The 20,627-nt window shown below is 64.8% G+C and carries 27 protein-coding genes; 13 read left to right on the top strand and 14 right to left on the bottom strand.

Annotated features, from left to right (window positions below; genetic code table 11):
* Nucleotides 1-26: 26 nt before the first annotated feature.
* Entirely contained in the window at nt 27-278 is a 252-nt protein-coding gene (locus NI1_RS04340; RefSeq protein WP_067814186.1) for a hypothetical protein, read from the bottom strand.
* A 179-nt stretch (nt 279-457) separates the two neighbouring features.
* Between NI1_RS04340 and NI1_RS04345 the strand changes: the two genes are divergently transcribed.
* Nucleotides 458-814, top strand: a complete 357-nt coding sequence (locus NI1_RS04345; protein WP_067814188.1) for a VOC family protein — start codon at nt 458-460, stop codon at nt 812-814.
* 202 nt (nt 815-1,016) lie between these two features.
* On the top strand, nt 1,017-1,919 hold the full coding sequence (locus NI1_RS04350) for an EamA family transporter (protein WP_084522524.1): 903 nt from the start codon (nt 1,017-1,019) through the stop codon (nt 1,917-1,919).
* 60 nt (nt 1,920-1,979) lie between these two features.
* Here NI1_RS04350 and NI1_RS04355 read toward each other — a convergent pair whose 3' ends face one another.
* Nucleotides 1,980-2,378 carry a DUF4870 domain-containing protein gene (locus tag NI1_RS04355; RefSeq protein ID WP_067814189.1) on the bottom strand — a complete coding sequence of 133 codons (399 nt, stop codon included), beginning with the start codon at nt 2,376-2,378 and terminating at the stop codon, nt 1,980-1,982.
* 95 nt (nt 2,379-2,473) lie between these two features.
* Here NI1_RS04355 and NI1_RS04360 point away from each other — a divergent pair, with 95 nt between their 5' ends.
* Nucleotides 2,474-3,319: a helix-turn-helix domain-containing protein gene (locus tag NI1_RS04360; protein ID WP_067814191.1), complete on the top strand. Its 846-nt coding sequence runs from the start codon at nt 2,474-2,476 to the stop codon at nt 3,317-3,319.
* On the opposite strand, the gene NI1_RS04365 is transcribed toward NI1_RS04360, so the two are convergent.
* The 4 genes from NI1_RS04365 to NI1_RS04380 all read right to left on the bottom strand — a co-directional run bounded on the left by NI1_RS04365 (nt 3,300) and on the right by NI1_RS04380 (nt 6,437).
* Nucleotides 3,300-4,493: an MFS transporter gene (locus NI1_RS04365; protein WP_067814193.1), complete on the bottom strand. Its 1,194-nt coding sequence runs from the start codon at nt 4,491-4,493 to the stop codon at nt 3,300-3,302. The two genes, NI1_RS04360 and NI1_RS04365, sit on opposite strands and share 20 nt — an antisense overlap.
* 117 nt (nt 4,494-4,610) lie before the next feature.
* Nucleotides 4,611-5,171: a WKL family lipoprotein gene (locus NI1_RS04370; protein WP_245663058.1), complete on the bottom strand. Its 561-nt coding sequence runs from the start codon at nt 5,169-5,171 to the stop codon at nt 4,611-4,613.
* Between the two features lie 127 nt (nt 5,172-5,298).
* Complete coding sequence (locus NI1_RS04375; protein WP_067814197.1) at nt 5,299-5,901, bottom strand: dihydrofolate reductase family protein; 603 nt, start codon at nt 5,899-5,901, stop codon at nt 5,299-5,301.
* 98 nt (nt 5,902-5,999) lie between these two features.
* Nucleotides 6,000-6,437, bottom strand: coding sequence for a GNAT family N-acetyltransferase (locus tag NI1_RS04380; protein WP_067814199.1), 438 nt, complete (start codon nt 6,435-6,437; stop codon nt 6,000-6,002).
* A gap of 326 nt (nt 6,438-6,763) precedes the next feature.
* Between NI1_RS04380 and NI1_RS04385 the strand changes: the two genes are divergently transcribed.
* The 5 genes from NI1_RS04385 (at nt 6,764) to NI1_RS04405 (ending at nt 12,692) form a co-directional block, all read left to right on the top strand.
* Nucleotides 6,764-7,189, top strand: coding sequence for a hypothetical protein (locus NI1_RS04385; protein ID WP_067814201.1), 426 nt, complete (start codon nt 6,764-6,766; stop codon nt 7,187-7,189).
* A 117-nt stretch (nt 7,190-7,306) separates the two neighbouring features.
* Nucleotides 7,307-8,908 carry a lipase family protein gene (locus NI1_RS04390; protein WP_067814203.1) on the top strand — a complete coding sequence of 534 codons (1,602 nt, stop codon included), beginning with the start codon at nt 7,307-7,309 and terminating at the stop codon, nt 8,906-8,908.
* Nucleotides 8,905-9,912 (top strand): 1-acyl-sn-glycerol-3-phosphate acyltransferase, encoded by a 1,008-nt coding sequence (locus tag NI1_RS04395; RefSeq protein ID WP_067814205.1) that lies wholly within the window; start codon nt 8,905-8,907, stop codon nt 9,910-9,912. The genes NI1_RS04390 and NI1_RS04395 overlap by 4 nt, the downstream gene beginning before the upstream one ends.
* A gap of 36 nt (nt 9,913-9,948) precedes the next feature.
* Nucleotides 9,949-11,409 (top strand): patatin-like phospholipase family protein, encoded by a 1,461-nt coding sequence (locus NI1_RS04400; RefSeq protein WP_067814207.1) that lies wholly within the window; start codon nt 9,949-9,951, stop codon nt 11,407-11,409.
* Between the two features lie 335 nt (nt 11,410-11,744).
* Nucleotides 11,745-12,692: a decaprenyl-phosphate phosphoribosyltransferase gene (locus NI1_RS04405; RefSeq protein WP_067814209.1), complete on the top strand. Its 948-nt coding sequence runs from the start codon at nt 11,745-11,747 to the stop codon at nt 12,690-12,692.
* A gap of 9 nt (nt 12,693-12,701) precedes the next feature.
* Here the strand turns inward: NI1_RS04405 and NI1_RS04410 are convergent, their stop codons facing one another.
* A complete protein-coding gene (locus NI1_RS04410) occupies nt 12,702-12,908 on the bottom strand; it encodes a hypothetical protein (RefSeq protein WP_067815338.1) in 207 nt (68 codons plus the stop codon).
* A 144-nt stretch (nt 12,909-13,052) separates the two neighbouring features.
* A complete protein-coding gene (locus NI1_RS36950; RefSeq protein ID WP_084522528.1) occupies nt 13,053-13,541 on the bottom strand; it encodes a MarR family winged helix-turn-helix transcriptional regulator in 489 nt (162 codons plus the stop codon).
* 78 nt (nt 13,542-13,619) lie between these two features.
* On the opposite strand from NI1_RS36950, the gene NI1_RS04420 reads away from it, so the two are divergent.
* The 3 genes from NI1_RS04420 to NI1_RS04430 all read left to right on the top strand — a co-directional run bounded on the left by NI1_RS04420 (nt 13,620) and on the right by NI1_RS04430 (nt 15,021).
* The gene (locus NI1_RS04420; RefSeq protein WP_169815536.1) at nt 13,620-14,009 is read left to right on the top strand and encodes an antibiotic biosynthesis monooxygenase family protein; all 390 of its coding nucleotides are present in this window, start codon (nt 13,620-13,622) and stop codon (nt 14,007-14,009) included.
* Nucleotides 14,010-14,120: 111 nt separating this feature from the next.
* Nucleotides 14,121-14,555, top strand: a complete 435-nt coding sequence (locus NI1_RS04425) for a DUF4267 domain-containing protein (protein WP_067814214.1) — start codon at nt 14,121-14,123, stop codon at nt 14,553-14,555.
* Nucleotides 14,556-14,595: 40 nt separating this feature from the next.
* Nucleotides 14,596-15,021, top strand: a complete 426-nt coding sequence (locus NI1_RS04430) for a DUF2871 family protein (protein ID WP_067814215.1) — start codon at nt 14,596-14,598, stop codon at nt 15,019-15,021.
* Between the two features lie 7 nt (nt 15,022-15,028).
* Here NI1_RS04430 and NI1_RS04435 read toward each other — a convergent pair whose 3' ends face one another.
* Nucleotides 15,029-15,400 carry a winged helix-turn-helix transcriptional regulator gene (locus NI1_RS04435; protein ID WP_369690119.1) on the bottom strand — a complete coding sequence of 124 codons (372 nt, stop codon included), beginning with the start codon at nt 15,398-15,400 and terminating at the stop codon, nt 15,029-15,031.
* Between the two features lie 48 nt (nt 15,401-15,448).
* Between NI1_RS04435 and NI1_RS04440 the strand changes: the two genes are divergently transcribed.
* Complete coding sequence (locus NI1_RS04440; protein WP_067814219.1) at nt 15,449-15,799, top strand: DoxX family protein; 351 nt, start codon at nt 15,449-15,451, stop codon at nt 15,797-15,799.
* Nucleotides 15,800-16,149: 350 nt separating this feature from the next.
* On the opposite strand, the gene NI1_RS04445 is transcribed toward NI1_RS04440, so the two are convergent.
* Together NI1_RS04445 and NI1_RS04450 are read right to left on the bottom strand one after the other, a co-directional pair.
* Nucleotides 16,150-16,596 (bottom strand): hypothetical protein, encoded by a 447-nt coding sequence (locus NI1_RS04445; protein WP_084522530.1) that lies wholly within the window; start codon nt 16,594-16,596, stop codon nt 16,150-16,152.
* 397 nt (nt 16,597-16,993) lie between these two features.
* On the bottom strand, nt 16,994-17,476 hold the full coding sequence (locus NI1_RS04450) for an NUDIX domain-containing protein (protein WP_245663059.1): 483 nt from the start codon (nt 17,474-17,476) through the stop codon (nt 16,994-16,996).
* A 197-nt stretch (nt 17,477-17,673) separates the two neighbouring features.
* On the opposite strand from NI1_RS04450, the gene NI1_RS04455 reads away from it, so the two are divergent.
* Entirely contained in the window at nt 17,674-18,147 is a 474-nt protein-coding gene (locus tag NI1_RS04455) for a T6SS immunity protein Tdi1 domain-containing protein (RefSeq protein WP_218026673.1), read from the top strand.
* 323 nt (nt 18,148-18,470) lie between these two features.
* Here the strand turns inward: NI1_RS04455 and NI1_RS04460 are convergent, their stop codons facing one another.
* From NI1_RS04460 to NI1_RS04470, 3 genes are all read right to left on the bottom strand, one after another.
* Complete coding sequence (locus NI1_RS04460; RefSeq protein WP_067815346.1) at nt 18,471-18,677, bottom strand: hypothetical protein; 207 nt, start codon at nt 18,675-18,677, stop codon at nt 18,471-18,473.
* A 198-nt stretch (nt 18,678-18,875) separates the two neighbouring features.
* Nucleotides 18,876-19,265 carry a VOC family protein gene (locus tag NI1_RS04465; protein WP_218026674.1) on the bottom strand — a complete coding sequence of 130 codons (390 nt, stop codon included), beginning with the start codon at nt 19,263-19,265 and terminating at the stop codon, nt 18,876-18,878.
* 774 nt (nt 19,266-20,039) lie between these two features.
* On the bottom strand, nt 20,040-20,576 hold the full coding sequence (locus NI1_RS04470; protein ID WP_067814224.1) for a hypothetical protein: 537 nt from the start codon (nt 20,574-20,576) through the stop codon (nt 20,040-20,042).
* Between the last annotated feature and the right edge of the window lie 51 nt (nt 20,577-20,627).

Genomic DNA, 20,627 nt, shown 5'->3' on the forward strand with positions numbered 1-20,627 from the left:
CTGAAAGCCCGACGCCGCGTGATCGGTCAGCAGACCGGGATGCCCACCGATCCGTTCAGGCTGGTGTGGAACAGGATGCAGACCAGGTGGTTCAGGCTCTGGTAGGCCGATCCGCTGCTCGGGCCGAGGATCCCGGACGCCGAATCGGCCGAGCCCATGGGAATGCCGGAATCGACGGCCTGCAACTCGCCGACCGGAGCTGCCTGGGCGGGCCCGGCCAGCGGCGTGCACAATGCGGCCGTCACGGCGAATGCGCCGACGATCTTCTTCGAATTCATGATGACTCCAAGTCTTCTCGAATCTGGCGCGAGCCAGTATTCAAGGTCCGCCCCGGCTCCGGCAGCCCCGATACTCGAGGCCCCCGGCCTTCGGGGCACGGCCGCTGCGAGCATCATCCGGTGGAAACTGTTCCGATTCGTACAAGCGATCCCGGACTGTCAGCGGCGAAGATCAACACATGATCGAACGCATCCACCCCTATATCGATGGTGACGACCCGGCGGCTTTCACCGAGTTCTACTCCGGTGTCTTCGGGCTCGAGGTCGCCATGGAAAGTCCCGTGCTCGGGCTGTGCGCGCCCGGTAACCCGGCCGCGCAGGTGATCGTGCTCGCGCCCGGAACCGAGACTCCCACACCGCGATTCGGCATCGATCTCGGTGAACCGGCGGCGGTGGACGCGGCCTACGGCGAGGCGCTGCGGCGCGGGGCGAAGATCGTCTACCCGCTCACCGACGAACCCTGGGGCGTGCGCCGGTTCTTCGTCGAGGACCCCGGCGGGACGGTTGTCAATGTGCTCGCCCACCGGAACCGGTGATAGCGTCCGGGGGAACGTGAACGCGTCTAGGGTTCCGCGAGCAGACCGCCGGCAGTGCACACAATCAGGTCTGTGAGGGCTGGTCCGAGCGACGCCACGACCGGATCCAACCGGATGCGGCCGTCATATGAAGGGACAAAAGCCTGGAGTACTCCCATTCGCCTGCCCGCACGACGGGCCGGATGACAGAGAGTACCGCGCCATGGTCGATGTCCTGTTCTCCGCGACGCAAAGCGTTGCCGCACCGAGTGTTTCACCTCGCATCCCCGTACTGGTCCTGCTCGCCACCTTGGTCGCGGCATGCGGGCATGCGGCGTGGAACGCGATCGCGCACTGGGTTCCCGACAAGCTGGTGTCGATCACACTGGTGAACACCGGCGGGTCGCTGTGCGCGATCCCCTTGGTGCTGTGGGCGGCCGCACCCGGCCCGCGCTCCTGGATCTACCTGGGTACCTCGGTGGTGTTGCACATCGCCTACAACTCCCTGCTGATCGCCTCCTACCGGCTCGGCGACCTGAGCCAGACCTACCCGCTCGCACGCGGAACCTCACCCCTGGTGGTCACCGTGGCGGCGGCCCTGCTCTTCCACGAGACTCCGCGTGGCGGCCAGATCGCGGGGGTCCTGCTCATCTCGCTCGGCCTGGCCTGCCTGGTGTTCTGGGGCCGGCGCAAGTCCTCGACCCCACGCGGCGCGGTCGGTGCGGCCCTGCTGACCGGAACCATGATCGCCGCCTACACCACGGTCGACGGCATCGGCGTGCGCGAATCCGGCAGTGTCCTGGGCTATATCGGCTGGCTGCTGCTGCTCGAGGGTCTGGCGGTGCCCCTGTATGCCCTGGCCCGCCGCCGCGGCGCACTCTGGTCGGACCTGCGCCCGGTCTGGCACCTCGGACTGCTCGGCGGCGCCCTCAGCTTCGCCGCCTACGGCCTGATCCTGTGGGCCCAAACCCGCGGCGCCCTGGCCGATATCGCGGCCTTGCGCGAATCGAGCATCATCGTCGGCGCGCTCATCGGCACACTGGTCTTCGGCGAGCGTTTCGGCTTCGCCCGCGTAGCCGCCACGGTCGCGGTCGTGGCCGGTATCGGAACCCTGTATCTCGCTTGAACAAGGAATGCCAACGGCCCGAGCCGAGCTCGGGCCGTTGATCTCCGGAGTGTTCCGCCGCTACTCGACCGAGGCCGCCAGCCGATCGGCGTAGGGGGCGACGAATTTGCCGACGATGGGAAGCTCCGCCCGCACGCCCCCGGTGTTGTTGGCCTGCACCATCGCCATGATCCACACGACGAGCGTGAGCACCCCGAGCGCGAGTCCGGCGAGGCTGAAAACGATCCCCAGGGCTCCGAGCAGCGAGCCGAGGACGCTCAGCGCGATGTTGACCACCGAGACCGCACCGAAGAAGACGATCGATTGCGAGGCATGGAATTTCACGTCGGGATCGTTCTTGCCCACGAACAGGAAGATGATTCCGGTGACCCACCCCAGCGCATAGGACAGGATCGCACCGGTTTTCTTGTCCGTACCGGTGGACTGCGGCTGGTTCGAAGGCATTTGAGAAGATGTCATGCGGTAAGTAAATGTTTCGCGCCCCACCTACCGATCCCAACTTTCGGCTTACCGGTAGCGTGAATCGCGGCCGAGTTCCATACGAGGAGTGCACAGTGACGCAGGTCGGAGGAGTGCGGAGCCTCGAGGATGTACTGGCCGGCGTGCAGTGGCGGTTCGCGGGGCGGGACGAGTTCACGCTGGACGCGGGAGAGTTCGAGTTCATGGCCGAACCCACCGCTCTGATCGTGGTCGATGGTCTGTTCCGCGTCGAAGGGCTCAGCGTGACAGACGATTTGGCCAGCGGTGACTTCTTGTTCGTTCCCGGTGCGGACCGGTTCGCGATCAATGCGCTGGCGCCGGGGCGCGTGTTGCGGGTGCGGCTCGATCCGGTCGGCAGCGGCACTGTCCTGGCCGCGTTGCCGCAGCGGCTGCTGCTGACCGATTTCGCCGAGCACAAGCCGCTCGCGGCGACGATGATGCGCCACCTGGTCGAGCAGTGCCCCGATCCCTTCGGCGTGCAAGGGGATCGGGTCACCACGCTGATCACCTCGATGGCGATCGAATCCTGGCATGCCCGCGGATGCGCGCCGCCGCGCTGGCTGCTGAAGGTGAACGAGCCGGGGATAGCGCAGGCGGTGGCCGCCATGCACGCCGAACCCGGGCGGGAATGGAGTGTCGAGGCGCTGGCGCGGCTCGCGCTGGCCTCGCGGTCGGGGTTCGCCGCACGGTTCCAGGAGGTGACGGGGCTGACGCCGGGCCGGTATCTGACCAAGTTGAGAGTTGAACGGGCACAACGTTTTCTGGCCGAGGATGACGCATCGGTCGCGACCGTCGCCCGGCGTCTGGGGTATCGGTCCGAGACCGCGTTCGGGCGCGCCTTCCGCCGGCATACGGGCCACACGCCGTCACAATGGCGGCGAGTGGCCCGCGAGTCCTCGGCTAGCGCGGCGCCCGAGTGAGCGCGACCCGCATCAGTACGCCGCCGAGAATCGCTGCCAGCGCGGCGATCCCGTAGGTGGCGGTCAGCCCGACGCCGTCCACGCCGCGCCCGCCGACCGCCGACCCCAGAATGATCGCCAGCTGGAAGCCGCCGACGATCAACCCGCCGCCCGCCTCGATGCGATCGGGCAGCATCCGCGATATCCACACCTGCACGAGATTGAGCATGCCGCCGAACGCGCCGCCCCAGACGAGCACGGCCAGGTAGCCCAGCGCCGGAACCGGTTCTGCCGCAATGATTATCAACAGCGAAACCCCGATTGCCGCGGGCACCGCCACCAGCAGCACTCCGAGCCGGCGGTCGGCCAGCGATCCGAGCACGAAATTCCCGACCAGCCCGCCGATCCCGAACAGCGCCAGCAGTATCGGGACCATCGTCGCACCGGCGTGCAGCAGTTCGTCCAGGGCCGGGCGGACGTAGGTGTATCCCGCGAAATGCCCGCCGGCGATCGCGATCACCCCGATCAGCCCGAGCGCTACGCCCGGCGCTCGCAGCGCGGCACCGAGCGCCCCGAATCCGACGCCTTCGCTCGGCGCGATCGGCGGCAACGCCATCCGTACCGCGACCGCCGTCACCACCGTGAGCGCCGCTGTGACAACGAATGTCGTGCGCCAGCCGGCATACGTGCTGAGCAGCACCCCCAACGGCACCCCGGCCACCGTGGCGACGGTCGTGCCCGCATTGACGATCATCATCGCCTTCCCGAGGCGCTCGGCCACCACCAGCTGTGCGGCGATCGCCAGCGCCATCGACCAGAACCCGCCCACGGCCACCCCGAGCAGCAACCGCGCGACGAGCAGCAGCACGATGTTGGGCGCAACCGCCACGACAACATTCGACACCGCCGCCGCAATCGACAACGCGACCAGTAATGTCCGGCGATCCACGGTGGGGAACAGTGATCCCAAAGCCAGCGCGGCAAACAATGCGGTCAGCGCCGTGGCGCTGACCGACAACCCCACCACCCCCTCCTGGGCCCGCAGGTCGTGCGCGAGTGCGGTCAGCACCCCCGGCGGCAGGAACTCCGCGGTCACCAGTGTGAAGCTGCCCAGAAACATGCTCAGCAGGGCGGGCCGAGCGGCGCGGCGCGAAAGCTCCGGCCCCGCAGCGCCGGTCGTCGATATCGTCGTCATACCGGATGCAACATCGCGCACCGCCGGTCCACGCGACTCAAACGCCACGGCGCTCGCCCGGAACGCCAACCTTCAGCCCGCGGTGCGGGCATCCGAACCGCCACCGACGCGACAGGCTCAGCTACATGCCGGCGAGGTCTGGTTGCCGAGCGACAGCAGGTTGCAGATCCACTCCTTCTGAACCTTCCACTTACCGTCTTCGGCGATGAACGGCACGACCGCCTGCTGTGCCGCGCCCCCGTTGATCGCCGCCTGCGCGTCGGCGGTGAGGGTGCCGTTACCGAGATCGGTGACATTGGTGACGACGATCGAAGCGTTGTTCTGCTTGTAGGCGTCGATGATGCGCGAAGGCAGGTTCGGATCGGCCTGCATACCCTGCATCAAGTCCAGCTTCTCGGCGTCCGGAACGCTCGGATCGAGCACCTTCTGCATCGCACTGTTCAGATCGGCAGTGCTGGGAGTGGCCGGATAGGCTTGTGCGGCAGCTGTTTTCGTAGCCGACGCCTTGACCGGCTTGGCCGTCTTCTCACCGCTGCCACATGCCGAAAGACCGAATGCGGTCACAGTGGCCAGTGCCGCGATGGCGATACGTCCACTTCGACGGAGCTTCAAATGCTTATCCTTCAGGTCGAATGCTGTCCTCGTGCGACCCGGTCCAGAGACCGCCGGCAACCGCACGAACCTCGACGGTACCGATGGAATCCGCCGAGAACCTCCACGAATCGACCCGCAGCGCGCTTTCAGTCCAAACCCTCAGAGTCGCCTTCACATTCGGCCACTTCCGGGCATGGGCGTCAGCCCGACGCTATTTACGGACCCGATAGCGCAAATGCAGAACCCCCGGATCCTCGAGCGTGCGCACCAGCTCGAGCTCGATGTGCTCGGGCGCAAGCCCGTCGAAGAGCGGCCGCCCCCGACCGAGCAGCACCGGCCGAAGCTGAATATCGATCAGATCCAAAACCCCGGCCTTCAACGCCTGCTGACCGGTATACGCGCCATGCATCATCACATCCCGCCCCCCGGCGGCCGCCTTGGCCCGCTCCACACACGAAGCAATACCGTCGGTGACGAAATGCACCCGCTCATACGGGTTTTCGTCCGGCGCCTCGTGCGTCGGCACAAATATCGGCACCCCATTGTGATGATCCCCGCCCCAGTAACCAGCGAACTCACCAGTCCGCTTCCCCGCGATCACCGCACCGGTCCCCATCGCCTCGTCGAACACCCTCCGGCTATGGGTGTACTTGGGCCGGAACGCCTCCGGCCCTTCCGCCCCCGATTCAGCGCCGCCCCCGAGCCAGTCCATCAACCGCATCCCACCCGTCCCCGCCGGATTCTCGGCATTGTCATCCGGCCCGGTAATGAACCCGTCGAGTGACATCGCCATGGTCAGAAAAACCTGAGACATTCCGCTGCCCGCCTCGTCATCGAGTCATCGGTCGTGGTCGCTGTGTGAACCACGCTAGCCCAGACACCCGCTCAGCATCATCGGATGCCGAACGTGGGTCAGCCGGCTGGATCGAAGCGATAGACGCGGGATTCGCGGGCCTGGAATCCGAGGCGCTCGTAGAGGCGGTTGGCTGCGGTCCTGGATGCTCGCGAGGTCAAATCGAGTGTTCGCGCGCCGACGGCGGTGGCGCGGGCTTTTGCTTCTTCGATCAACGCCTCGCCGATGCCTTGCCCGCGAGCCGAGTCATCCACGACCACGTCTTCGACCCGTGCTCGAAGCCCGGAGGGAATCGGGAACATCACCAAGCTCAAGGTGCCGACGATCTGTCCACCACTGCGCGCGACCAGAACAATGGTCGATTCCGCGGCGGCCAACCGTGCCAGAGCTTCTCGATCCAGCCGCTCGGCGGTTTGCGACAGCTGGGGGAGCAGCCGGTCGAATGCCTCGACGATCTCGTCGTCGACTTCGGTCATTGTTTCCACGGTGACAGCCACTGCGGCACTGTACTTCAGCGGCCGATTACCGTGTTGTGCCGCAAGTAATCTCGGTCGCCTTCTCGGTGTCGACCCGGGTTGGACCGTCGGCGAATGAGGGCGCTCGACAGATGGATATCCCGAATGCCTTCGTGTCGTCTTTCCGTTGAAGGTCGGACGCTGGGCGCGGGATCGGTAATCCACTGCTGACGCCCGTGAGTGCAGTAAAGTACCAGTCGGTCTGTACGCAATGTCTCCTCCTTCGACAAGGGGCACGCATGCGCAAGGGTCGTGGAACAGTCCGTGCCGGCATTCGGCGCGGGGGGTTCGTATCAGTGGTGTGTGCGGTGTTGATTCTGAGCGACGCCTCCGTAGCAGCGCATGCGGACCGGATCTCCTGGTTCTCGCTGCAACCGGGTGATTGTGCCAACGGCTTTACGGTGGCCGACATCGGTATCAATTCGGGGTGGCCGTCGTTGGTGCCCTGCGTCGTCCCGCACGATGCCGAGGTTGTCGTGAGAATCGATTACAACGGCGAGCCGTGGCCGGGTGAGGCCGAAATACTGAGCCGGGCGTGGACCGCCTGCTCGGACCCTGTGCCGCGACTGGTGTACAACCGCTTCTACCGAGTGACCTGGTCCGCGATCTACCCCAATTCCGAGCGGTGGTGGGCGGCCGATCCCGCCATCGTTTGTGCGGTGGTCGATGCGGGTGGCGGCAAGTTGATCGGCGGCTTTGTCGGGCAACCACAGATTCCGCTGGTGGGTTTCTAGGCCGACGATCCTGGGCGCGCGCCCAGTGGTGACACTGCCGCACCCTGCTATTCGTCTTCGAGATCGCGTTACCGCAATTCGGCATCGACACAATCGGTTACGGAAACGGAGCGGACGATGATCACTGCGGGAAATGTGTTGCGGGAAACGGTATTGCAATCGGCCGGCACTCTGGTTCGCAGTGAAGAGCTCCCGGTTTCGTTCTGGCCCGCACATGCGGTGGCCGGTTATCGCGTCTGGTATCAGGGCATCGGTTATGACGGGTCGGGCCGGATCGTCTCCGGGTCGGTGTTCGTGCCCGCGGGCGAGCCGCCCGCCGGTGGATGGCCGGTGATCAGTTACGCGCACGGCACGACCGGGCTGTCCGACCGGACCGCGCCGTCGGTGGCCGGATTGTCGCGACCGGAGAGCCGGCATGTGGGGATGTGGCTCGACGCCGGATACGTCGTGACCGTCACCGACTACGAGGGGCTGGCTTCGCCCGGACCGCATCCATATTTCAACGGTGAGGCCGCGGCCGACGATGTGGTCGATATCGTTCGCGCCGCGCATCAGCTCGGCCATCCGCTGAGTCCTCGCTGGGCGGCGGTCGGCTTCTCCCAGGGCGGCCATGCCGCACTGTTCACCGGGTTGATGGCCACGAAATACGCCCCGGACCTCGATTTCCGGGGCACGGTGGCACTGGCTCCGCCGGTCGAGGTCCCGACGATCATCGACCTGCAAACGGCCGAGGACGGCGCCGGCGTCACCCTGTTCCTGCCGTATCTGCTCGCCGGACTGCGCACCACACGCGGACTGGACACCCACGAGTTCATGACCGGTCTGGGCCGGCGGCTGATCGAGTTCGCCGAGCACGCGCCGGTGCGCGATATCCACTACGCGGTCACATTGCTGACCAACCAGGACATCGGCACCACCGGACTGAGTGCACGCCCCGGCGTCGAGGAAATGCTGCACGCCTGCCGGGTGCCCTCGGCCCGATTCGATCGGCCGGTACTGCTCGCCGCGAGCACACATGACGATGTGCTGCCCATGGTGGTCGTCACCCGCTTCGCCGACGAAATACGCAGGGCGGGAACCGATATCCATCTGACCACCTGCACCGGAGTCGACCATTCGGGCATGCTGTGCGCGGTGCCGGAGATGCTGGCCTGGGTCGGCGAACGCATGGCCGCGCCGCCGATAGCCGAATCACTCAGTGCCAGACACGGATTCGGGCTGCTCGATATCACCGGCGACGGGTACTTGACCGCAGACGACTACGAGGCGTTCGGCTTGCGGTTGGTTCAGGCGTTCGACGAAGCCCCCGGCTCGCCCCGCGCCCTGGCCGTGCGTTCGGGATACCGGGCACTCTGGCGATCGATGGCGCAGCGGGCGGATGCCGACGGGGACGGGCGCATCACGGTCACCGAGTTTCTGGACTGGCTCGAAAACCACTGGGACAATGAGGGATTCGATCGGGATATCGCCCCGCTGGCGCAAGCGGTCATCGATCTGGCCGACGCCGACCGCAACGGGGTGCTGGACCGAGAGGAACTGATCGAGCTGCTCGTCGGCTGCGAACACACTCCCGCCGAGGCGAGCGTCCTGTTCGACCGGCTCGACCTCGACGGCTCCGGCACCATCAGCACCGACGAGCTCATCACGGCCATCCGAGAGTTCTGCCTGGACCCGGCCCCGGATAAACCGGGCGCGTGGCTGTTCGGGCGGTTCCGATGAAGAGTCCACTACCGACCGCCGTCCTCGGCGGAATCCTGCTGGCAGCCGGTGCGCCCCTGCTGCTGCTCACCCGGTTGACGCTGCTGCTGCCGGGCCTGTCGGAGGCACTGCGAAACAGGGTTCGCCTGCTGTTACTCGGCGCCGCGTTTCTGCTCGTGTACGAGGTCGACGGCCGGTCCGCGGCGGAGGTGCGCCGAACCGGGCGACAGGGTGGGTGTGACCGCCTCGCCGCGCTGAACCGCCGGTTCTACGGGTGGGGGTTCGCGATAGCCGGGATCGAGCTCGATTGTGCTCCACCACCGCGTATTTCGCCCGATCGGCCGGTGATCGTGCTGGCCCGGCACGCCGGAATGTTCAACAGCGCGCTGATGGCGCATCTCATCGCGCGGGATCTGGGCCGGGACACCTACACCATCGCCAAACGGTGCGCGGCCGTCACACCGGGGCTGCGCGCGGCGTACGCGGACTCGGGCGTGGTGTTCTGCCGATTCGATGAAGAAGGCAAAGCCCGTGCCCTGCAACAGCTTCAGCGGCAAGCCACCGGCGCGCTGCCCAGCGATGCGCTGCTGCTGTTCCCCGAGGGAACGAACTATTCGGTGAAGCGCTGGCGGCAAGCCATCGACGATCTGCGCGCCGCGGGCCGAGTCGCGCAGGCCGTCCAAGCCGAACAGTGCCCGCATGTGATGCCGGTTCATCCCACCGGCGCCTGGATGCTCGCCACCAGCGCGCCGACCGCGGACGTGGTCGTGCTCGCGCAGACCGGGCTCGAGGATCTGACCGGAGCCAAAGGGCTGGGCTATCCATCCATCGGCAGCGGCCGGGTGCATGTCGGATGGTGGCATATCCCGGCCGGCGAGGTGCCGCGCGAGCGCGCCGAATTCGCCGCCTGGCTGCGCGGGCAGTGGCGCGAGGTCGATACCTGGATCGCGACCGCCCGCGGCACCCGCATCCCGGAAGCTGTACCACCCGTAGACCTTTCGATGCCCCTTCGTCCTGTCCACTGAACCGGTTCGGGAGCCGCGATCACCATGAGGAACGTCATGACAAACCCACCGCACACCGCCTTCGTCCTGGGCGGCGGCGGCATGCTGGGCGGCTACCAGGTCGGTATGCTGCGAGCGCTCGCCGAGCACGGCGTCACCCCGGATCTCATCGTCGGCACCTCGGTCGGGTCGATTCAGGGCGCGATCCTGGCCGCGCACCGACCCGGCAACACCATCGACGCCCTGACCGAGTTCTGGCATGACGCGCTGACCAACAAGGTCATGGGTGTTCCGCTGCGCTCGCTGCTCACGAACCTGGTGCGGCTGCGGCCCGCGCTCGCCACGCAGGACGCGCTGCGCGAGGTATTGGAACGGCATGTGGGCGCGGACACCCGCATCGAGCAGCTCGCGATTCCATTCCAATGCGCCGCGGCCTCGATCGAACGCGCGACAGCACGATACTTCGATTACGGACCCCTGGTCCCGGCACTGCTGGCCTCCAGCTGCATCCCCGGCTTGTGGCAGCCCCTGCGAATCGGAGCCGAGCACTACATCGACGGGGGAGTGGTGGAGACCGTGCCCTTCACCCGCGCGGTCTCCTTCGGCGCGAAGGAGATCTACGTCCTGCGACTGCGCCAGCGCGAACTACCGTTGAAATCTCCACGCCTGCCTTGGCAATTGGGGCAAACCGTCTTCGAGGTGTCGCGCCGCCACCGGCTCGGGCAGGTGATCAATATGCGTCCGGCCGGAGTGCGGGTCCATCTACTGCCCACCGGCGAGGATCTGCTCGAACCCCCCGACACCGGCCTGTACACCACCGTCCAGCAGCAACTGGAGATCTTCGAACGCCGGGTCACCGCCGGCTACCGGAGCACCGTGGACTACCTGACCGCGACCGAGGAACGCAAAACCGCGATCATCAGGTCACGCACCAGAACTTCAACCCGAATCCCGTTGTCCCCCAACTCCTCCGAATTCGTACGAGCCAAACTGGCCCGCTTCTTCGACCTCTTCGACCACGACGGCGACCAGCGCGTCTCCGGCCGCGAATACGCCCAAGCCGCCGAACGCATCTGCGCCGCCTTCGCCTGCCCACCCGACAGCGGCACCTACACGAAACTTCACCAGGCCCTCGCCGGCTTCTGGTCCGCCCTCTGCCGCGAAGCCGGCACCGACCCGCGCTCACCCCTGGACCGTGACCAATACGTCGACGCCCTGGCCCGCCTCACCACCAACCCCACCGACTACGACCGACACGTCCTGCCCGCCATCGCCGCCATCCTCGCCGCCGCCGACCACGACCGAGACGCCGTCCTCAACATCGACGAACTCCACCACCTCCTCACCGCCCTCGGCGTAGACACCCCCGGCATCCACGCCGTCTCCCTCCGCCTCGACACCAACAACGACGGCGTCCTCAGCCTCGACGAACTGGACGAAGCCTTCGCCGACTTCTTCACCAGCGAAGAACCCGGCGCGCCAGGCAACCACCTGTTCGGCGCGGCCCCGCTCTGCTGACCGCCGGATCGAGTCGAAATGAGCCTGCGCTGAGGCTCTTCACGACCGTGTGTGCGCGATCCCGCCGATGGATCGAGTTCGCGTGTCATCCAGATCCGGTCACCGCGTTCGGGATTCGGGTCGATGCGCCCGCTGCGATCGAAGGGTAGGTCACGGCCGGTTGGATGAACTGGCAATGCTTGCCGAAGAATTGACCGAAGACATTCGGATGGGTGTCTGGGAGTATGTCGTGGGCGGACTTGCGGGGGTCGACACGATCTCGGGGGCGTCTAAGCGGCCGTGCCAGCCGCACAAAGAGATTCGTGCACCGCCACGGGGGAAGCAGTCAGGTTGCTATGAGCGAAGAACCGACCACCGTCGAACTCGACGACGCTGTCCTAACCGGACCGCCCAAGACCCTGGCCGGCGGCCTGATCAAAGCCGTGCGGCCACGCCAGTGGGTGAAGAACGTCCTGGTGCTGGCCGCACCGCTGGCCGCGGGCACGATTCCGGGAACCGACACCTTCGTCCTGTCCGACCTCACCCGCGACTCCCATATCGGTATCGCTTTCGCGGTGTTCTGCCTGGCGGCCTCGGGCATCTATCTGATCAACGACTCGCTCGACGTGGAGGCGGACCGGGCGCATCCGACCAAACGCTTCCGGCCGATCGCCGCCGGTGTGGTGCCGGTGAATCTGGCGTACGCGCTGTCGGTGGTGCTGCTGGGCGCCTCGATCCTGATCTCGTTCGTGGCCGCATGGCAACTGGCGGCGGTGATGGCGGTCTACATCGGTGTCCAGCTCGCCTACTGCTTCGGGCTCAAACATCAAGCGGTGCTCGACATCTGCGTCGTGTCGTCGGGTTTCGTGTTGCGCACGGTCGCCGGTGGTGTGGCGGCGAACATTCATCTGTCGCAATGGTTCCTGTTGATCGCGGCCTCCGGCTCGCTGTTCATGGCAGCGGGCAAACGCTACGCCGAGTTGCGGATCGCGCTCGACACCGGCGCGAAGATCCGCAAGTCGTTGCAGTACTACACGCCCACCTATCTGCGTTTCGTCTGGACCTTGTCCGGTACCGCGGTCGTGGTCTTCTACGGGCTGTGGGCGTTCGAGGCCGATCACCAGAACAACCCGTGGTTCGCGATCTCGATGGTTCCCTTCACGATCGCCGTCCTGCGCTACGCGGTCGACGTCGATGGCGGCGAAGCCGGCGAACCCGAAGAGATCGTGTTGGGCGACCGCACGCTGCAACTACTGGCCGGAGCCTGTCTCGCAGCAGCCGGTGTGGCCGTCTACCTCACCTGAGCAGAGCGATCATCCGAGGTGCATCAGGTCCCCGGAAGTGGAAAAGAGGCTCTTGCCGAGCTTCACGAGGGGGATGCCGACCGGAGCCAGGATGATGGTGGCGGACAGGATGATTCCGATCAACCAGACCAGCGCCGCCACGATGCCCAGTACCGCGCCGAGCACGGCTCCGAGGATGCCCAATATTGCGCCCAACAGTTTGTTCAATGCTCCCATGCTGACCTCCTGAGTCATTGCGGGAGTAACCCGTTGAACGCATCGCACGCAGCCACTGCCGTCAAGGGTCGAGCGGCGTTCTTGCACACCGGTTTGCGGAATGCTCACTCCGCCGTACTGAAGTCGGTCATCGACGGATTGTGTTCACTGCGGTTCTCGGCGTGCACGGCGCCGTCGTTGCAGGCCGGGATGTATGCCTGCGGGGAGTTCGGCGTGCGCGGCGATGCGATGGAGCAGTGGGAGGAGCAGTGCTCGCTCGGGCTCGTCGAGTGGTGCGAGGATTTCCGCTTCCAGTGCGTCGGCCTCGGATTGAATCGCCGCGAGCGCATCTCGTGCTTGATCGGTGAGGTGGACCGCGTGCGCGCGACGGTCGACTGGGTGCGGGCGTCGGGTGACAAGTGCGCGCTTCTCCAGCTCGTCGACGAGTCCGACCATCGCGTTGCGGTGCACGCGAAGTAGGTCCGCGAGTTCCTGCTGACTGCGTCCATCCGCTGTCGCCAGGTGACCCAGGACCGCGAAGTGAGCCGGGTCCAGATCCAACCGCGCTAGCTGCTCGGTGAACCGGTACGCCACGTGATGTCCGATCTGCGACAACAAGAAGACCCCGCGGGAGTCCAACGGCTGGTTCATCATGACCCCACATTAGCAACTCAAGATGATTGCCAGATAACGGTATTGACATCTAAAATGATTGTCACTTACCGTGACAATATGACGCCTACGGCCAAGCTCACCGTTCCCATGAACCCGACAGTCCCTGCCACCGACGCCCCGGTCACCGTGATCAACACGATGTCGGTCCCCGCGGCACAGCGGGACCTGTTCCTGCAACGCTGGCGCGATAGCGCCCAGTACATGGCGGCCGCGGCGGGTTTCCGCCGAACCCGGATGTTCCAAGCCGTCGGCGAAGCGGCCGAGGCGGTGTTCGTCAATGTCGGGGACTGGGACAGCGGCACCGCGCTGGGCAATGCCCTCGGCACGCCGGAATGGCGTGAGCTGACAATGCGGATGCAGGACGGCCTCGACCTCACCGCGCGGCCGATGATCTATCACCTCACCCTCGAGCTGACGGCCGGCGAAATGCTGTCCGCCGATCGCTGACTCGAAGATTCGACACCCGGTCGGCTGCCCGTGCAGCCGACCGGGCATATCCCCGCGGCAGGGCTGAAAGTCCTGCCGGACAACAGATCTCAATCTCGCAGGAGTGCAACCATGTCGCGCAAGACGCTAGATACTGTCCTGGCCACCGCCGTCGTTCTCTTCACCTTCTACCTCGCGATCTCGTTCATCCTGACCCCCGAGAGCGCCGCCCAAGGCTTCGGACTGCCGAACATTCCCGCCGGCGATGGCGGCGGCTTTCTCATCGTGAAAGGCTGCCGCGAACTCGCGATGGGCCTGGGGACGGGCGTCCTGCTGGTGACCGGCCGGCGCCGCGCCCTGGGCTGGGTCGTGCTGATGACCGCCGCCGCGCCGGTCGGCGACATGATCAACGTCCTGGCCCATCATGGCTCCACGGCCACCGCGCTCGGCGTCCATGGCCTGACCGCCGCGCTGATCGCAGTCACCGGCCTATTGCTCCTGCGCGAAACCACGGCGCCCGAAACCCAGCAGTTCGCCGTCCCGGCACCCGCCGCGCAGACCGCCTGACATCGTTACGCCCACAACATATTTCGCTAACGAGGACTCGATGAAACAGCTCTACTGGGCCGCCGTCGGCTACACCACACTGGGCTTGCTGTCAGGCCTGCTCTACCGCGAACTCACCAAAACCCACCAATTCACCGGCAAAACCGAACTCGCCGTGGTCCACACCCATCTACTGACGCTGGGAACACTGTTCTTCCTGATCGTCCTGGTACTCGAACACCAACTCGCCCTGTCCAATACCCGCACCTACCGCTGGTTCTTCACCCTCTACAACGCCGGAGTGCTCTGGATGGTGGCGTGCATGACCCTCATCGGCGCCCGGACCATCCTCGGTGTCGGCGAATACGAGCTGCTGTCGCACCTGTCCGGTGGAGCTCACATCCTGCTGACGATCGGTTTCGTGCTGTTCTTCCTCACCCTCTATCAGGCCATCACAGCACGCGGCAAGGAAGCGGCTTCCGCCTGATCCCAACCTAGTGCGTCTGCTTCCCGGCTATCGATTCCTGGAAGTCGAGAAGTGCTTCTCCGTACGTCTGCGCCCACTCTGTCAGCATCGCTATCGGCTGCTGGAGCGTCCGTCCGAGTGGGGTCAGGCTGTATTCCACTCGTGGGGGCGCTTCGGCATACCGGCGGCGCTCGATGAGGCCGTTGCTTTGCAGGCGGCGCAGGGTTTGGGTCAACACCTTCCGGGAAATTCCGCCGGACAGAGCGACAAGTTCACTGTGTCGCTTGGGCCCGTCTTTCAGTGCGTACAGGGTGACCACGGACCACTTGTTCGCGACGATCTCGATCGCTGTGCGCGCCGGACAGTCGGACATGAACATGATTCCAGCAGGGGAGCTCACGGCCGAAGGTTACCAAAAGGTACCTATCGGATTCCTAGCGTAGCCGCCATGCATATCGCAGCCCTGATCTTGTCCGTTCTGCTCGCTTCGGCGATGCTCCAGTCCGGAGTGATGAAGTTCGTCCGCCCCGCGTGGATACGCCGATTCGCGCAAGCGGTCCATCTCACCGCCTCCCAACTCACCGTCCTGGGGAGCCTACAGATCGCGGCGTCGGTCGGTCTCCTCTGGGGAATCTGGTTCCCGCCCTTCGCTATCGCCGCCGCGATCGGGCTGGTGCTCTACTTCGCCGGCGCGATCATCACCCACTTCCGCACCGGCGACCGAAACATGTTGGGAGCCGCGGTCTTCCTTCTACTCTCGATCACGACGGCAGTCGTGCTGGTTATCGCTGTCGCCTGAACCTCAACCCGCGCTGGCCGATTCGGCCAGCGCGCCATGCGGCATGGATCTGCACCCAGCCCGACCTCGAATCGACGCTTCCTCCTCTGACGTTCGTTCGTTGTTTTCGTGCGAGTTCCCGACAGCCGTCTTACTCCCATGCCTGGCCTGCTTTGGGTGCCTACCCGCTGTGCGGCAATGCTTTTCATATCAACGTCGAGTGGAACCAGCTAAAGAGATGCCGGTAACGATCGGTGCTCCTCTCGGGCGCGCCCACGTGTGATAATCGCGCATGGCCTCGATCAAGTCTCGGCTTGTCTTGCTCCACGGCGTCACCATGTCGGCCCGGCCGACTCGCCCCATCCGTTCGATCAATCCTTTACCCGGATGAAGTCGATACTGGACGTCTCGTTGTCACGTTCGATGAGGAACCGATCAAGCAGATCGAACAGGACCTCGAGGATGTGTGCTTCTTGCTCGGGCGTCAGATCGGTGAGGAACTCCCAGCTGGGGAGCGCGATCTGCTCGATCTGGGCCCACCAGGTGAGGTTCGCACCTACCTGATGGTTGCTCATCAGCCATTCGCGGAAGCCGCTCAAGCCCGCTCCACCGTATCTGCGTGCGGCGTAGTGATAACCGTCAAGGAAACTGGTCACGCCCCGCAGCGAGGTCCGGCCGATGTACATTCCCGGTCTCTTGGCGAACAGCCAAAGGTATTGGCGTTCAGTAAGTTCGCCGTGGTCGGTGACAACCTCCCTGTCCACGGTCAGCTGTAGTTTGGCCGGGTAGGACACGGGGCCGGTGTTGTTCTGCGCCACAGACCTACTCCATCACGGAGACCGAACTTCTGCTATTCCGGACCTGATGCCGCCGCCTTTGCGAAGCACCCGAGGTATCCGCTTCCCTGGCGGCTAGGTTGCGACGTTCTTCACGTCGAACCGGTCCAGCACGGACGACAGGCCACGATCGAGCTACATGCAGGAGCGTCGGACCTTTCGGGCAACGGTGTGTGTGAGGTTTCGGTCGACCAACTCGGAGACATCCCTGCGTAGTCGTGCTGTCCTGAAGGCTCGACCATCGGCATTTGAGTGTGTTCGATCAGGCTCGGATAGCTACGGCCCGTTGATCTTTCGCCGCGACGGCCTGGCTGGTTCGAACCGAGCGATAAGCGGCATGTGAGTGCGTTCGGCGGCAGGTCCGCGTAGCGCGGTTCCGTCATGCCATTCCGAGCCCGTTCTCGAGATAGACAGTTCTGCCTGCGTCGCGCGCTTGGACCGCTGCGGCGACTCGTCGAGCCATCATATCCGGCAGCCGTTTGGTAGCTTCGGTCTCATCGCACCACGCCCAACTCCGAAGCTCTTCGGTCTGAAGGACGATCGCCGATGTCTGGGCGAGATCCAATTCGCCGCCGTCGAAGATGAGCATCAGCCCATCATCGGGATAGAGACCCGGCGGGACCCAGTCGACTACCACCAGCCGTCCGAGAGGCACGTCGAGGCCCAGTTCTTCCCTGACCTCCCGGACAGCGGCGGTGCCAGGCGACTCTCCATCCTCAACGACACCACCCGGTAGTTCCCAATAGGCTTTGTATGTCGGTTCGACCAGCAACACGCGGCTCAGCTCATCGACGAACAGCGCCCCGGCCCCCATCCGTTTACGAGGCAGCCTGGCGATGTATTCAGCTCGTTCGGACTCCATGGGGCACAACACTATCCAGTTGCACGCGCTTCGGCCCGGCTTATGCCGGCCGCTTTGGTCAGCACGGTAGGCGGCATGAGCGGATGTCGCTGGGTGCGGCCCGGTGGTATGCGCCGATGTGGACGAAGCTCCTCCGGACAGCGCCCCACTCCGGTCCGCTGGATCGAAATCCATTGCCTCACATGCTTGAATAACCTGTGACCGACGACTGTTTCCGACTGATCGAACACACTGCGATGGCCGTAGCCATGCCTCGTTGGGTGCCGCACTTTCCCCAGTTCGACACGGTTGTGGGGTATTCGGATCTGGGCCATGTCTTTGTCGCCAATCGCACGACCGGTGACCATGGCGTGTTGTACCCATACGACGCTGCGGGCAAGAACTACGGAGAGTTCCCCACCACGGCAGCGTTCGTCGACACGATCGTGCGCGATTTCTACTTCATGTCGGTCATCCTGCTGTCCGGTCATGTCGAGAAGATCCGAAGAATTCTCGGACCGCTTGATGCCGAACAGGTCTACATCGCCACGCCGTACCCATTCCTGGGCGGTAGCGAGGAGCCGGATACATACGAGACGGGCGATATCTGGGTCTTTCTGGACATCGTCGCGCAGTTCTTGCTCGCGGAGGAGCGCAAGCCGAAGCGGCGCTGGTGGTCACCCCGCGGATGACTCGGCACGGTGCGGCTTCGCCTAACGCTCATCGGCAATTTGGTGTGTTCGGCCAGCGCCAGATCGGCTCGGCCTGTTGGCTTGTCGCGCCCGCGACGGTCAGACCCGCAGGGCCGGTTGATCTTCCAGCAGTGGGCGTTGCGCGGCATACGTGGATGTTCGGATGTCATGTGAGGGATGACGGGCGCCGGTACCTTCCTGCACGCACCAGCCCGCTCGTGGCATGTGCCCATGACGACGATCGGCTGCGCCTTGTTCGTCGCCCATCCCCATCGCTGGCGCGGCGTCTCCGTCAATTGCGTCGTGCCGAGTGCCCGATGCGATCATCCGAGGTGCATCAGGTCTCCTGAGGTGGAGAAGAGGCTTTTCCCGAGCTTCACTAGGGGGATGCCGACCGGGGCCAGGATGATGGTGGCGGACAGGATGATTCCGACCAGCCAGACGAGCGCCGCCACGATGCCCAGTACCGCGCCGAGCACGGCTCCGAGGATGCCCAATATCGCGCCCAACAGTTTGTTCAATGCTCCCATGATGACCTCCTGAGTCATTGTGGGAGTAGCCCGTTGGGCGCATCACACGCAGCTACTGCCGTAACTATTCGGAGGTCTGCGTATCCCTCGCGCCGCCGCGGTCGTGCAGAACGAGGAATCAGCGGCATCATCGTGCGTTTGGTCGGCCGTGACCGGATGGTTGAGGGTGCGGTGGGACCGCTCGGTGCGGAGTTCCGGTCAGGTGGTGTATTCGCCTACGAGATCGCTGTTTTGGCGGGAGGTGGCGTCGTTGACTCCGATGATGTAACCGTCGGGGTCGGCGAAGTAGAACTCGCGGGTGCCGGTGTGGTCGGTCGAGGGACCGCGCAGGATGGCGGTGGCGGCCGAGCAGGTATCGAGCATGCCCTGGAAGTCGTGTACTTCGAGGTAGAACATCCCGGTGAATCCGATTCGCTTACCAGCGAGTTCGGGCAGCCAGTTTTCCAATTGCGCGTTTCGGTAGAGCATTCCGCAGAATTGGCCGTCGAACACGAGCATGTGGATGTCTTCGGGCCCGGTTGCGGTCTGGCTGTCCACGGTGAACCCGAGTTTCTCGTAGAACGCCTTGCTCACGGCTGTGTCTTTCACGCCGAGACAGGGTACGAACGGCATGCGTTTCTCCTTCCGTGCTGCATTGTCGAGCGTTTCAGTTGAGGTGTTTGAGGATGTTGTAGGCGCTGCGAGCCTGAGGTATGTCCACCCGTGTGCCCACCGCGTCCTTCGATCGCACGATTCAAGCATTCACACGATTCAAGCATTCATCAGAAGAGTATTAACCAGCGGGATCGGTGTCGCGCCCGCAAGATGGGTGCGCGGAGCGGAAAACCGCCTTACCGTCGAAGAATTAGCTGGGCGGTTCGGTTGTATCAGTCGAGGGGGTGCTGCATACACCGCGGCGGGCCCCTCGATCGTCGAACTGCTGACCGCCCGCGAGCGAACGCCTGCTCGGCCGAGCCGGCCATCCCGACACCGATGTTATGGACAGATTCCTAGCTGCCGAAAACGCCAAGGACGAATGATGAATGCCCGCCCAGCATGCTGCACCAACAGAAGTGGCCGGGCACGGAGTGACCGAACGCTACGCGATTCGATAGCCGTTCGAGCGAGCACTCGCGAATTGATCCTGGGTTGGATCGGGTACTGCTGCGACGCACTCGCCGGTGTCACCGCTGGGTTCGTTTTGACGGTCTAATGCGTGCTGGCGCTGGTCGGACAGCTGTACCTCCGGGCACTTCCGGTGGGATCTGTTCTCGCGCTGTCGATCTGGGGCGCGACAACCAGCACCTGGACGGGTGGGGCAATCCGTTCATCAGGTGAACTTCGGCTACAGCGGCGGGTCTTGTTAGCTGGCCTCGGATCGATTCAGTCCACCGCCGTAGGAACCGCTTCGGCCCAAGCCTTTTCGAACTCTTCGGCCGTGATCTCGCGGTCTGCCAGGTCTGGATCCCACAGGTCGATCGGCGGATTGAGGGGGAAGTCGTCGAGGCCGGTCCGGATTGCCACACCGTTATCGCGTATCTCGATCTGGCGGGTCCGATAGCCATTGGTGATTTCGGTCAGGTAGTCGGCGGCGGGGACGCCGTCCTCTCCGGTCCAACGCTGGCGCGTGAACAGCACCTCGCGGTCGGCCAGCATTCCGAAACCCGCCCGATTCTTCTGAGCGAGCCGCTTGATGCGAAGGCTGTTCAGCGCGGAATCTGCAAGGCCGTCGATGTCGACTTCGTCCAACTCCCATTCCTGGGCAACCGCCAACCGCTCCCTGTCCTCGATTACCTGGGTCTCAGCGAAAGTCTCCGCGACCTCACGGGCTGAACGCGCTTGCACCCACCACCAAAGACCACCCATCCCGTAGTCATGGCATACGAGGAAACGTTGCTTCGGTGTCTTGTCGGCACTCATGGTCGCGAGAATAGGCAGCAAGCGGGCCGTCGACCTCGGGAGCGCGGGCCG

The organism is Nocardia inohanensis NBRC 100128 (genome assembly GCF_001612945.1).
GTDB lineage: Bacteria > Actinomycetota > Actinomycetes > Mycobacteriales > Mycobacteriaceae > Nocardia > Nocardia inohanensis.

Bases quoted from the DNA above. Each gene is read 5' to 3' on its own strand.
- NI1_RS04340 (WP_067814186.1), bottom strand. From the start codon at position 278: ATGAATTCGAAGAAGATCGTCGGCGCATTCGCCGTGACGGCCGCATTG.
- NI1_RS04345 (WP_067814188.1), top strand. From the start codon at position 458: ATGATCGAACGCATCCACCCCTATATCGATGGTGACGACCCGGCGGCT.
- NI1_RS04350 (WP_084522524.1), top strand. From the start codon at position 1,017: ATGGTCGATGTCCTGTTCTCCGCGACGCAAAGCGTTGCCGCACCGAGT.
- NI1_RS04355 (WP_067814189.1), bottom strand. From the start codon at position 2,378: ATGACATCTTCTCAAATGCCTTCGAACCAGCCGCAGTCCACCGGTACG.
- NI1_RS04365 (WP_067814193.1), bottom strand. From the start codon at position 4,493: ATGACGACGATATCGACGACCGGCGCTGCGGGGCCGGAGCTTTCGCGC.
- NI1_RS04375 (WP_067814197.1), bottom strand. From the start codon at position 5,901: ATGTCTCAGGTTTTTCTGACCATGGCGATGTCACTCGACGGGTTCATT.
- NI1_RS04390 (WP_067814203.1), top strand. From the start codon at position 7,307: ATGATCACTGCGGGAAATGTGTTGCGGGAAACGGTATTGCAATCGGCC.
- NI1_RS04395 (WP_067814205.1), top strand. From the start codon at position 8,905: ATGAAGAGTCCACTACCGACCGCCGTCCTCGGCGGAATCCTGCTGGCA.
- NI1_RS04400 (WP_067814207.1), top strand. From the start codon at position 9,949: ATGACAAACCCACCGCACACCGCCTTCGTCCTGGGCGGCGGCGGCATG.
- NI1_RS04405 (WP_067814209.1), top strand. From the start codon at position 11,745: ATGAGCGAAGAACCGACCACCGTCGAACTCGACGACGCTGTCCTAACC.
- NI1_RS04410 (WP_067815338.1), bottom strand. From the start codon at position 12,908: ATGGGAGCATTGAACAAACTGTTGGGCGCAATATTGGGCATCCTCGGA.
- NI1_RS36950 (WP_084522528.1), bottom strand. From the start codon at position 13,541: ATGATGAACCAGCCGTTGGACTCCCGCGGGGTCTTCTTGTTGTCGCAG.
- NI1_RS04420 (WP_169815536.1), top strand. From the start codon at position 13,620: ATGACGCCTACGGCCAAGCTCACCGTTCCCATGAACCCGACAGTCCCT.
- NI1_RS04425 (WP_067814214.1), top strand. From the start codon at position 14,121: ATGTCGCGCAAGACGCTAGATACTGTCCTGGCCACCGCCGTCGTTCTC.
- NI1_RS04430 (WP_067814215.1), top strand. From the start codon at position 14,596: ATGAAACAGCTCTACTGGGCCGCCGTCGGCTACACCACACTGGGCTTG.
- NI1_RS04440 (WP_067814219.1), top strand. From the start codon at position 15,449: ATGCATATCGCAGCCCTGATCTTGTCCGTTCTGCTCGCTTCGGCGATG.
- NI1_RS04450 (WP_245663059.1), bottom strand. From the start codon at position 17,476: ATGGAGTCCGAACGAGCTGAATACATCGCCAGGCTGCCTCGTAAACGG.
- NI1_RS04460 (WP_067815346.1), bottom strand. From the start codon at position 18,677: ATGGGAGCATTGAACAAACTGTTGGGCGCGATATTGGGCATCCTCGGA.
- NI1_RS04470 (WP_067814224.1), bottom strand. From the start codon at position 20,576: ATGAGTGCCGACAAGACACCGAAGCAACGTTTCCTCGTATGCCATGAC.